Source organism: Leisingera aquaemixtae (genome assembly GCF_001458395.1).
Taxonomy (GTDB): Bacteria; Pseudomonadota; Alphaproteobacteria; order Rhodobacterales; family Rhodobacteraceae; genus Leisingera; species Leisingera aquaemixtae.
The window spans coordinates 15,523-27,211 of the sequence record NZ_CYSR01000020.1 but is presented as its reverse complement, the minus strand read 5'-3'; the positions used below and the strand labels follow the sequence as shown (position 1 = coordinate 27,211).

The 11,689-nt window shown below is 66.7% G+C and carries 11 protein-coding genes; 4 read left to right on the top strand and 7 right to left on the bottom strand.

Going from position 1 to position 11,689, the window contains the following annotated elements; genetic code table 11:
* Positions 1-8: 8 nt before the first annotated feature.
* On the top strand, positions 9-347 hold the full coding sequence (locus PHA8399_RS08145; protein ID WP_008558530.1) for a RidA family protein: 339 nt from the start codon (positions 9-11) through the stop codon (positions 345-347).
* Positions 348-455: 108 nt separating this feature from the next.
* Positions 456-1,463, top strand: coding sequence for an App1 family protein phosphatidate phosphatase (locus PHA8399_RS08140; protein WP_058285659.1), 1,008 nt, complete (start codon positions 456-458; stop codon positions 1,461-1,463).
* Between the two features lie 37 nt (positions 1,464-1,500).
* Here the strand turns inward: PHA8399_RS08140 and PHA8399_RS08135 are convergent, their stop codons facing one another.
* From PHA8399_RS08135 to PHA8399_RS08105, 7 genes are all read right to left on the bottom strand, one after another.
* Complete coding sequence (locus tag PHA8399_RS08135; protein ID WP_058285658.1) at positions 1,501-2,364, bottom strand: formate/nitrite transporter family protein; 864 nt, start codon at positions 2,362-2,364, stop codon at positions 1,501-1,503.
* Positions 2,365-2,574: 210 nt separating this feature from the next.
* Positions 2,575-3,939, bottom strand: coding sequence for an MATE family efflux transporter (locus PHA8399_RS08130; protein ID WP_058285657.1), 1,365 nt, complete (start codon positions 3,937-3,939; stop codon positions 2,575-2,577).
* A 203-nt stretch (positions 3,940-4,142) separates the two neighbouring features.
* Positions 4,143-5,003, bottom strand: coding sequence for a glucokinase (locus tag PHA8399_RS08125; RefSeq protein ID WP_244270178.1), 861 nt, complete (start codon positions 5,001-5,003; stop codon positions 4,143-4,145).
* Between the two features lie 23 nt (positions 5,004-5,026).
* A complete protein-coding gene (locus tag PHA8399_RS08120) occupies positions 5,027-6,124 on the bottom strand; it encodes an ABC transporter ATP-binding protein (RefSeq protein WP_058285655.1) in 1,098 nt (365 codons plus the stop codon).
* Positions 6,125-6,128: 4 nt separating this feature from the next.
* Positions 6,129-7,025 carry a carbohydrate ABC transporter permease gene (locus PHA8399_RS08115; protein WP_058285654.1) on the bottom strand — a complete coding sequence of 299 codons (897 nt, stop codon included), beginning with the start codon at positions 7,023-7,025 and terminating at the stop codon, positions 6,129-6,131.
* Positions 7,018-7,890, bottom strand: a complete 873-nt coding sequence (locus PHA8399_RS08110) for a carbohydrate ABC transporter permease (protein ID WP_058285653.1) — start codon at positions 7,888-7,890, stop codon at positions 7,018-7,020. Before PHA8399_RS08110 ends, PHA8399_RS08115 begins: the two co-directional genes overlap by 8 nt.
* 59 nt (positions 7,891-7,949) lie before the next feature.
* Positions 7,950-9,194: an ABC transporter substrate-binding protein gene (locus PHA8399_RS08105; protein WP_058285652.1), complete on the bottom strand. Its 1,245-nt coding sequence runs from the start codon at positions 9,192-9,194 to the stop codon at positions 7,950-7,952.
* Positions 9,195-9,422: 228 nt separating this feature from the next.
* Here PHA8399_RS08105 and PHA8399_RS08100 point away from each other — a divergent pair, with 228 nt between their 5' ends.
* Positions 9,423-10,157, top strand: a complete 735-nt coding sequence (locus tag PHA8399_RS08100; RefSeq protein ID WP_058285651.1) for a response regulator transcription factor — start codon at positions 9,423-9,425, stop codon at positions 10,155-10,157.
* 5 nt (positions 10,158-10,162) lie between these two features.
* Entirely contained in the window at positions 10,163-11,605 is a 1,443-nt protein-coding gene (locus PHA8399_RS08095) for a sensor histidine kinase (protein ID WP_058285650.1), read from the top strand.
* The last annotated feature ends 84 nt before the right edge of the window (positions 11,606-11,689 follow it).

The following is an 11,689-nucleotide window of genomic DNA, read 5'->3' as shown; positions in this document are numbered from 1 at the left end:
AGAAGAAGATGATCGAACGGATCGAAACCGGCCCCCGCATGAGCAAGATCGTGAAGCATAACGGCGTGGCCTATCTGTGCGGCCAGGTCGGGGACGGCGCCGATGTGGCCGAACAGACCCGCGACTGCCTGTCCCGCGTCGAGGCGCTGCTGGAGAAGGCCGGCTCCTCGCCGCAGCAGATCCTGCAGGCGATTGTCTGGCTGGCCGATATGAAGGATTTTGCCGAGATGAACGCGGTCTGGGATGCCTGGGTGCCGCAAGGCCATGCCCCGGCACGGGCCTGCGGCGAGGCCAGGCTTGCGCGGCCGGATCTGAAGGTGGAAATCATCGTCACCGCCGCCTGCTGACACGGCGCTCTAGCACAAACACCGAACCCGGCCCTTGCGTCTGACAGGGGCCGGGCACTTTACCGGCACCTCGCGCGTTGTATACCTGAAGCAGCAACGAGGTCCGATATGTTCAAGCACGCCCTGCACCGCACCGCCCTTCATGCCGAAAATCTGCTGGACAGGCTGCTGCCCCGCAAGGTGCGCAGCGGTGCGGATCTGGTGATCGACCCTTACATCGGTTACGCCACGCCGGAGGCCCTGATCGTGCGCGGCCGGGTGCTGACACAGCTGCGCCACAGCGCGCCCCGCGCAGGCCAGGGGGTTTTGCGCAATGTGCGGCAGATGATTTCGCTGTTCCTGACGGATGAGGCGGCCGGGATTACGGTCTGCCACGGCGATGCCACCGCGGTCAGTGATGAAGAGGGGTATTTCCAACTGCCGCTGCCGCCGGGCCGGGCGCCGGGCTGGCATGACATCCCGGTTGCTATCGCGGACAGCGCAGCGCAGACCGTCTGCCCGGTGCTGATCCCGCGTCCGGATGCCCGGTTTCTGGTCATTTCCGATATCGACGACACGGTCCTGAAGACCTCCGCCTATTCGCTGGTGCGCAACCTCTGGACCACCTTCAGCGGCAATGCGCTGACGCGGCATGTGTTCCCCGACTCGGCGGACCTGCTGCGCAAGCTGTCGCAACAGGGCCGCAACCCGGTGTTCTATGTCAGCTCCTCCCCCTGGAACATGCACGCGTTTCTGGAGCAGGTGTTCCGCCAGGCGGATATGGTCCGCGGCCCGATGTTCCTGCGCGACCTCGGGCTGAGCGAGACCCAGTTCATCTCCGCGGGCCATGGCAGCCACAAGGGGCAAAGCATCGACCTGCTGCTGAACGCGCACCCGGAGCTGCCTGCAATCCTGATGGGCGACACCGGCCAAAAAGATGCGTCCATCTACGGAGCGGCGGTGCGCCGCCATCCGGGCCGCATCGCCGCGGTGCTGCTGCGGGTGCCAGCAGACGGTCTGAGCGCGGACGACGAGCGCGATTTGGCAAAGCTGAGGGAAACCGGCATCACCGTGATTGCCGCCCCCAGTTTCGAAGGAGCAGCGCAGCAGCTGGAGAAGATAACCGCGGGCGTGTGACGGCGGCCGGGAGGCGGGCCGCGCGGCGTTCAGACGCTCAGGTTTTCAGCCTGCCGTTCCTCTTCTCTTTTGCTTCTTCCACCTCAGGCCGGATCTGTGCCCAGGTCAGCAGGGTGAACACTGCGGTGCCGCCGATCACATTGCCTGCCAGCACCGGCAGGAAGAAGCGGAACACGGCTGGAGCCAGGGACAGCTCGCCCTGCACCATCAGAAAGGCCATCTCGACAGAGCCTGCGATGATATGGGTGAAATCCCCCAAGGCGATCAGCCAGGTGATGAGGATGATCAGCGGCAGCGCCGAGCCGTTAGCCTGGGGCAGCATCCACACCAGCGCCGCAATCAGCACGCCCGCAGGGATGCCGCGCACCAGCCCCTCGGCCCACGGCATTCCGGTCGCGTGATGGCTCAGCGACAGCATCGCGTCTGCCATCGGACCGGACATCACCGGTGTGAAGGCCAAAAAGGCGGCAGCGATGAAAGCGCCGGTGACGTTTGCTGCCAGCACCACCGCCCACAGCCGCCCCGTGCGCCCGAACGACTTCCACGTCGGGCACAGCGTCACCGGCACCACGGTGGTGATTGTGTTTTCCGTGAACAGCTGCATCCGGCCCAGAATGACCAGCACAAACCCCAAGCTGTAGCCCAGGTTTTCAACGATAAACCGCCAGTCCCCGTCCGGCAGGCTGGAGCGCAGGATCGCCTCGCCCCAGACCGAGAAGGAAATCAGCAGACCGGCGGCCAGACCGGACCACCACAACGCCCGCATCGGGCGCCGCAGTTCCTCTTCGCCTTCCAGCCTGATGGTCTCGAAAATCAGCTTGGCGGACAGGCCGGTGGCCTCCTCCACTGCGTCGCGTTCCTTTTGCTCTTCTGCAAGCAGGTGCTTGTCAGTGGGGGTCATTACTCGGTCTCCTGCGTGTTCGGAAAGCCCGCGCGGCGGGGCCGGGGAGGGGGCCCGCCATGCCGCAAAGGCCGCAAATGGCCCGTCGGGGTGCGCACTCTGTCCCTGATTCAACGCCCGAAACAGCGGAATGTTCCCGGCTTGGCCCAATTTTCCGGCGGTTGCGCGAGACTGCACACACGGTCCCGGCGGGCATAAGGTCTGCGGGCCTCACGCCGCGATGTGCCGGGTGATGCGGGTGCTTTGCGGCCACAGCCCGGTGCGCCGGGCGGCCCAGACCGCCCCGGCAACCGCGCCGAGGTTGGCCGCAACCGCTGCCGCCAGGATGCCGCCGTAGCCGAAGGTCCAGACCCCAAGCCAGGCCAGCGGCACATAGATCAGCGTGATCCGCCCCAGGCTCAGCCCCATTGAGTGCAGCGCCTTGGAGCGGGCGTTCATCGCCGCGTTTGCGGTCACCAGGATGCCATAGCCGAACAGGCTCCAGCCGACGACCTGCAAGTAGCGCCGCGTGTAGTCCGCTGCCTCCGCATCTTCGGCAATGGCCGCGGCGATCCAGCCGCCCCCCAGGCTCAGCACCGCGCCCAGGGCTAGGCCGTACACCAGGCAGAACGCCCAGGCCTGCACCACCGCGGATTGCGCCCGGGTTTCCTTGCCCGCGCCCCAGTTCTGGCCGACCACCGGGCCGATCCCGGCAGACAGCGCCAGCAGCACCACGATCGCCAGCGACTGCACCCGCGTCGCAGCGCCGAACCCGGCGACCGCGGCATCGCCCAGCGTGGCCACCGCAGCGGTGACCAGCGCCATGCCCGCCGGGTTGATCGCATTGGAAAAGGCGGCCGGCGCGCCAACCTGGGTGATTTCCCGCAGGCTGCGCCACAGATCCTGCCAGATCCGGCCGCACAGCCGCAAATATCCCGCATGCACGGCAAAGGCGATGGCGCCGGCCGCCGCCGCCAGCCGCCCGGCCAGCGTCGCCAGCGCCGCGCCGCCGGTTTCCATCGCCGGCACCGGCCCCCAGCCGAAGATGAACAGCGGGTTGAGCGCGATGTTCACAGCCGCCGCCAGGATCATGAACAGCGAGGCATGAACCGCATTGCCATGGGCGCGGAACAGCGCGTTGACCAGCATCATCAGCACCAGAAACGGGAACGACAGCGCCCAAAGCGGGACATAGGCGGAGATCTCCGCCATCACCTTGCCGCGCGCGCCCATCAGGGAAAAGATCTGCCCGTGCAGGGCGTAAAAGGCCAGCGCCACCAGCACCGACAGCAGCAGGCCCAGTCCGGCCGCATGCAGCGACATCCGCGCCACCGCGCTGTCCTCATCCTCGCGGCCAAGGGCCTGGGACACGGCAGCATTTGCGCCTGCCGACAACCCGATTGCCAGCGATGCCAGTGCCGTTGTGACCGGATAGATGAACCCCACCGCCGCCAGCGGCGCGCCGCCCAGCTGGCCCAGGAAATACGCATCGGCCAATCCGATCGACAGAACTGCCAGAATGCCCAGCGACATCGGCGCCGAAACCCGCGCCAGCGCGCGCCAGACCGGCCCTTCGGTCAGATCAGACCGCGCCATACGTGTACCTCCCGCTGCGGATGGGTGTTGCAGACCCAACGCCGCAACCGGGCGCGGCGTTCCCGGCCACCGGCAAAAGAGGTTAAGGGGCCAGCCGGCCCCGTCCTGCGGGGCAGTCAATTACCATAACTCTGATTATCACCCGCAGCGATAACCCGCGCAGGCAACTCGCACAGCCAGCCCGCACGGGCAGGCCTTGCGGATCAGCGGTTGACCGTAACGGCGGCGCAGCCCTTCAGGGCAGCGGCGTCGTCGAGGATGACATACACCGGAGCCTCTATCCCAGTATCGAGCGCGAAAGGCTGGCGGAAGGCCTCCGCAAACACCTGCCGCGCCGGGGAGGCCAGCAGGCTGCGCGCCACCGCACCCGCGAAATAGATCCCCTGCGCGGGCAGAAACGCCAGCATCAGGTTGCGCGCCAGCAGCGCCAGCAGCTCGGCGTAAAACGTCTGAAAGGCCTGTGTGCCGGCGGTATCCTCCGGGAACTGCGCCCGCACCGCCGCATGGCCGCGGCCGGAGAACAGATGCTCCACCGTGCGGAACGCCCCGGCGTCGCCGGTCCGGCTGCGCAGATGCTCCGCCACGTCCAGCGGCAGGCTGACATGGCCGTATTCCACGTTCAGGCATTGCACCCGCCCGCCCGCGTGCAGCACCGGCGACAGGTTGAAGCCGGTGCCGATGCCCACCACCAGCCGCTGGCCGTCTCCGCCCGCTTCGCCCGCGGGCGCAATCACGGTATCGAGGCACTCCGCCCCCAGATGCGGGCAGGCCTGCCCCAGCGCCGCCAGGTCGTTCAGCAGAAAAACCCCCGCGCCGGTTAGGTGCCTGGACAGCGCCGCGGCGTCAAAGTGCCAGTCCCGGTTGGTCAGCCGCGCGGTCGCGCCTGTGACCGGCCCGGCGACGGCAATCACCACCTCCGCCACGCCGCCGGGCGCGGCCTTCTGCAAATACTGGTCCAGCACCGCCGTAAAACCGGAAAACGCCTCGTTGCGGAAGCTTTGCACCGTGTCCGCCAGCAGCACGCCGTCCCGCGCCAGCCCCAGCCGCGTATTCGTGCCGCCCACATCTGCGGCCAGCCGCAGCCCGGTCAATTCAGCCGCTCGCCGGTGGCGGGCGAGAAATAGGACACCTTGGACAGATCAAAGGCCAGATCCAGCATCTGCCCCGGCTGCGCCCGGGTTTCTGCATGGAGCCGCGCCGTCACCTGCTTGCCGCCCAGCTGCGAGACCACATAGGTGTCAGCGCCCGCAGGCTCCACCATGTCGATGAGGCAGGCCGCCTCTTGCACGCCCTCGCCCGCGCGAAAGCCCGCCTCGGCGATGTCTTCGGGCCGCACCCCCAGGATCACGTCCTGCGGCAGGCCGGTGGCGCGGCTGTCTTTCAGCACGATCGGGGCGCTGCCGCCGCAGTCCATCTCGATCCGCGTGCCCTGCCCGTTCGGCTGCGCGCGGGCCGGGATCAGGTTCATCGCCGGGCTGCCCATGAAATCGGCCACGAACAGGTTCGCGGGCTTGTTGTAGATTTCTGCGGGCGTGCCGATCTGCTGCACCACCCCGCCTTTCATGACCACAATCTTGGTCGCCAGCGTCATCGCCTCGATCTGGTCGTGGGTGACATAGACCATGGTGGCGCCGAGGTTGTGGTGCAGCTTCTTGATCTCGGTCCGCATCTCCACGCGCAGCTTGGCGTCGAGGTTCGACAGCGGCTCATCGAACAGAAACAGCTTGGGGTCGCGCACCAGCGCCCGGCCCATTGCCACCCGCTGGCGCTGGCCGCCGGAGAGCTGGCCCGGGCGGCGGTCCAGCAGCGCCTCGATCTGCAGCTGTGCCGCGACCTCCTTCAGCTTGCGCGCCTGCGTCGCGGCATCGGCGCCGCGCACCTTCATGCCGAATGTGATGTTCCTGGCCACTGTCATCGTCGGGTAGAGCGCGTAGGACTGGAACACCATGGCGATGTCGCGGTCCTTGGGGCTGACTTGGGTCATGTCGCGCCCGCCGATTTCGATCCGCCCGCCGGAGATCGGCTCCAGCCCGGCGATGCAGTTCAGCAGCGTGGACTTGCCGCAGCCGGAGGGGCCGACGAGCACCAGGAAGTCGCCCGGCTCGATACTGACATTGATGTCCTTCAGGATCTCGGTTGCGCCGTAGTTCTTGCGCAGGTTGGTGATGTCCAGAATAGGTGCCATGGATTTACCCCTTTACGGATCCGGCGGTCAGGCCGCGGATGAAGTATTTGCCGGCAACGGCATAGACCAGCAGCGTCGGCAGCGCGGCGATGATCGCGGCGGCCATGTCGACGTTGTATTCCTTCACGCCGGTGGTCGAGTTGACGATGTTGTTGAGCGCCACCGTGACAGGCTGGGTGCCCGCCTGGCTGAACGACACGCCGAACAGGAAGTCGTTCCAGATCTGGGTGAACTGCCAGATCACGGTCACGACGATGATCGGCAGCGACAGCGGCAGGAAGATCGACCAGAAGATGCGGAAGAACCCCGCGCCGTCCACTTTGGCTGCCTTCACCAGATCCTGCGGGATGGTGACATAGAAGTTGCGGAAGAACAGCGTGGTGAAGCCGATGCCATAGATCACATGGACAAAGATCAGCCCCGGAATACTGCCCGCCAGCCCCATCAGTCCCAGCATCCGCGCCATCGGCAGCAGCACCACCTGAAACGGGATGAAGCAGCCGAACAGCATCAGCGAGAAGATCAGGTTGGCTCCCTTGAACCGCCATTGCGCGATGACATAGCCATTGGCCGCCCCCAGCATGGTGGAGATCGCCACCGCAGGCACCGCGATCACCACCGAGTTCCAGAAGAACGGGCGCAGGCCCTCGCACTGGATGCCGGTGCAGGCCTCCGACCAGGCGGTGCGCCAGGCGTCGAAAGTGACCTCGCGCGGGAAGGCGATCAGGCTGCCGGTGCGGATTTCCTCCAGGCTTTTCAGCGAGGTGGTGATCATCACAAACAGCGGCATCAGGTAGAACAGGGCAAACAGGCCCAGGAGAGTGAACAGCAGCCAGCGCAGGGCGATGCGGCTCCAGTTCTGCGCAGGCGCGCGGGCGGGGACAAGCGTCGCATCAGTCATGTTTGGCCCTCAGCTCGGAGTAGAGGTAGGGAACGATGATCGCAAAAACCACAGCCATCATCACCATGGCGGAGCTTGCCGCCTGGCCGATGTCGCCGCGGGAAAAGGCCATCGTGTACATATAGGTGGCAGGCAGATCGGTGGCATAGCCGGGGCCGCCGCCGGTCAGCGCAATCACCAGGTCGAAGCTCTTGATCGCCAGATGCGCCAGCACGATGAAGGCAGACAGGAAGATCGGAGCCATCGAGGGGATGATAATCGCGGTATAGATCCGCCAGGCGGGGATGCCATCGACCTGCGCGGCCTTGATGATCTCGCCATCGACGCCGCGAAGCCCTGCCAGGAACAGCGCCATCACGAACCCGGACGCCTGCCAGACACCGGCGATAACCACCGCATAGATCGCCTTGTCGGGGTTGATCACCCAGTCGAAGGTGAAGCTTTCAAACCCCCAGCCGCGGACCATGGCCTCGATGCCCAGTCCGGGGTTCATGATCCACTTCCAGGCGGTGCCGGTCACGATCAGCGACAGCGCCATCGGATACAGGTAGATGGTGCGCAGCACGCCCTCGGTGCGGATCTTCTGGTCCAGCAAGATCGCCAGCATCAGGCCGAGCACCATCGAGATCAGGATGAACAGGGTGCCGAACACAAACAGGTTCGACATCGCGGTGTCCCAGCGCGGCGCATTGAACAGGCGCTCGTATTGGATCAGTCCTTCAATCTCGTATTTCGGCAGCAGGCGGGAGCGGGTCAGCGACACCCAGGCGGTCCAGATGATGAAGCCGTAGACAAACACCAGCACCGCGGCGAAGGACGGTGCCAGCACCATCTTCGGTATATGACGTTCTAGCCATTGGGACATTGTAACGGCCCTTGAATAAGCGGCCCCGCATCCCGAAGGACGCGAGGCCCGGGGGAGGATCACATGGAGTTGGCGACAGCGTCGGCCAGCATCTGCACGGCCTCGTCCGAGGACATGTCGGAGTTGAAATGCGCGGTCACCACATCGGTGATGGCGCCGGCCTGCGCGCCGCGCAGCGCCATGCCGTGGGCATAGCTCGGCAGCAGAGAGCCGTTTTCGGCGCTTTCGCCCATATCCTTGGCCGACAGATGCGCGCAGGAGTCAAAAGCGTCCAGTTTCACATCGACCCGCGCCGGGATCGAACCCTTGTTGAGGTTGAACACCTCCTGGAACTTCGGCCCGACGATCAGCTTGGCCAACAGGTCCTGCCCGGCCTGCTTGTCCTCGCCGTCGACCTCGAACATGGCGAAGCTGTCGACGTTATAAAGGAACCCGTCGCCCGGCACCGAGGCGCAGAGGAAATCCTTGCCCGGCTCCTTGCCCGCGGCCAGGAACTCGCCCTTGGCCCAGTCGCCCATGATCTGGAACGCGGCCTCGCCGTTCATCACCATGGCGGTCGCCAGGTTCCAGTCGCGGCCCGGGAAGTTGGCATCCACATAGCCGCGCATCTTGCGCATCTGGTCAAAGACCGCGACCATTTTGCCGGACTTCAGCGTCTCCATGTCCAAGTCGACAAAGGCCTTGCGGAAATCCTCCGGCCCCAGAATGCCCAAGGCGACAGCCTCGAACACGGTGGCGTCCTGCCAGGCCTGGCCGCCATGCGCCAGCGGGGTGACGCCTGCCGCCAGCAGCTTGTCCGCGGCGGCGTTGAACTCCTCCCAGGTCGTTGGCATCTCGATACCGCTGGCCTCCAGAACCGCCGCATTGGCCCAGATCCAGTCGACCCGGTGGACGTTCACCGGCGCGGCGCACCATTTGCCCTCGCATTTCATATGCTCGGCGATGGAGCCGGGCAGCACATCCGCCCAGCCCTCGGCCTCCGCGACGGCGGAGATATCGGCCAGCACGCCTTCCTCGTACCATTCCTGGATCGCAGGGCCCTTGAGCTGCACCGCGGTCGGCGCGTTGCCGGACAGGACACGGGCGCGCAGCGCGGTCATCGCCGCATCGCCGCCGCCGCCCGCCACCGGCATGTCGGTCCAGGTGCCGCCGTTATCGGCAAACTCCTGTTGCAAGACGGCCGCCGATTTGGCCTCGCCGCCGGATGTCCACCAGTGCAGAACTTCAGCCTGCGGTCCGGCCCAGACCGGGGCCGCACAGGCCAGCGCCACGGCCGATGCGGCCGCAAAAGCGGTGCGTTTCATCGCTTATTCCTCCCTTATGTGTCGGCCGCTCCCCGCAGCCTTCCCCATCAGCTTGCAAAACCGCGGGGCCGCTTTTCAATCGCTCAGCACAGCCTGGGGCGCGGGCCGCAGCAGTTTTTCCGCGCGGCTGTTACCTGTTGTTACGCAGCAATTGATTTTGTTGCATGATGTTACAGACAAACGGGCGGGACAGCCACAACCGGCGGTCTTCGGGGAGGATACGGACAGATGGCGATTCCGCGGCTTCTAGTGGTGGATGACGATACTGAGACGCGCATGATGCTGACCCAGTACCTGCGCCAGAACGGCTTTATCGCCCTGCCCTGCGCCAGCGAGGCGGACATCCGCGCCCAGATCGGCGCGGGCCGGATCGACCTGATCCTGCTCGACGTGATGCTGGGCGACGAAAACGGGGTGGAGATCTGCACCCGCCTGCGCGCCAAACAGGATGTGCCGATCATTCTGGTGTCGGCGCTGTCCGCCGACCACCAGCGGATGGCGGGCTATGAATCCGGCGCCGACGACTACATCGCCAAGCCGTTCAACCCTGACCTGCTGCTGGCCCGCGTCCGCGCGGTGCTGCAGCGCGCGCGGCGGTCCTCTTCGCTGATCTACCGGCGCAGCGTGGCGACCTTCCGCTTTGCCGGCTGGACCTATGACGCCAAGCGGGACGAGGTGATCTCCCCCGCGGGCGTGCAAGTGGCGCTGTCGCGGCGCGAGACCGGCTTGCTCAAGGTGTTTCTGGCCAACCCGCATATCCCGCTGACGCGCGAGGAGATCGCCGCGGCGCTGGATGTGACCGGCGAGGGCGGCAGCGATGAGGGATCGGGCCGCGCCATCGACGTGCTGGTGGGCCGCCTGCGCTCCAAGATCGAACAGACCCCCAAGGAGCCGAAGCTGCTGCGCACCGAGCGCGGCACCGGCTATGTCCTTGCGGTGGATGTCGAAACCGGCGGGGACTGACGCCGGTGGCGCTGCGGCTCAGAACACGGGGGCTGATCCTGCTGGCGCTGGCCTTTGCCGCGGGGCTGGCGGCGGCCTGGGCCTGGGCCCGCTCCAGCGCCAGCTGGCAGGCGCACCAGACCCGCGCCGCCATCGCGGGCATTGCCCTGGACGGCACCCTGCGCCGCGGCGCCGCACCGCCTGAAGGGGTGGTTGTCACCCAGGTGGACACGGCGCAGGCGGCGTTTCTGGCCAGCGGCGATTACCTGCGGCTGGACGGCATCCCGAAACCAGCTTTCTTCACCTATGTCTCTCTCCTCGACAGCGGCCCCGATCCCCTGTCGGGCGAGGTTCTGGCGTTGGTCATCGCCTCCCCGGACCTGCGCTATCCGGTGGCGGAACTGCCGCCCGCGGGTGGCCAGTCCGCGGCAGAGAAACTGGGTGCTGCCACCCGGCTGCTGGCTGCCTATTGCAGCGAACCGGTGATCTTTGCCCGCGCAGGCTATGGCCCGTGGCAGCGGGTGGACGGCACCGCGGTCTGGGGCTGCTCCGCCGCGCCCCGCGACCTGCGCCTGCCAGCGGTGCTGCTGTCGCTGCTGGCCCTGGCGGTGCTGGCGACGCTGGTGATGGACACCTCGGCCCATTTCGACCGCTTCGCCCGCGCCCTGCGCGACCGCCGCCGCCTGGGCGGGCCGGACGCCTATGCGCTGCAGGGCCCGGGAGAGCTGCAGGAGATCGTGACGGCGGTGAACAGCTACCTTGAGACCGAGCGCGAACAGCTTGCCAGCCGGGCGGCGGTACTGTCCGGGGTCAGCCACGACCTTGGCACCCCCGCCACCCGCCTGCGGCTGCGCGCGGCGCTGATCCAGGACGCGGAGCTGCGGCAGAAGTTCGAGACCGATCTGGACGCCATGACCGGCATGATCGAAAGCGTGCTGACCTACACCCGGGCCGAGATGAGCGCCGAAACCCCGCGCCGCCTCTCCCTCACCTCGCTGGTGGAGGCGGTCGCAGCCGATTACCAGGACTTCGGCAAGCCGGTCGAACTGCTGCGCCCCGCGCCGCAGGTGGCGGCAGGCGGCCGGTCGGTCTTTACCTCTGCCCCCGGCCGCAGCGCGATGCCGGCGGACCAGCCGATGCTGGTGGTGGCGCGCCCGGTGTCCTTGCAGCGGGCGGTCTCCAACCTGATCGACAATGCGCTGAAATACGGCCGCCGCGCCGCCATCGGGCTCAGCGCCAATTCCGATCACGCCATCATCACGGTGGAGGACGAAGGCTCCGGCATGACCGCCGCCGAAATCACGGAGGTGATCGCGCCATTCCGCCGCGGCGATAACACACGCGCCATCGACGGCTTTGGCCTGGGGCTGACGATTGTGGCCACCGTGGCCGAACAGCACGGCGGGCGCCTGTATTTTGAGGACGGCCGCCGCGGCCTGCGCGCCTGCCTTGAGATCTGCCGCAACTGACCGCGCCCGGAAGCATTGATCAGGATCATAGCATCCGCCGCAGGGACTGGTTTAATGGTGGAAGCGGCACGTCTGGCGTCTGCC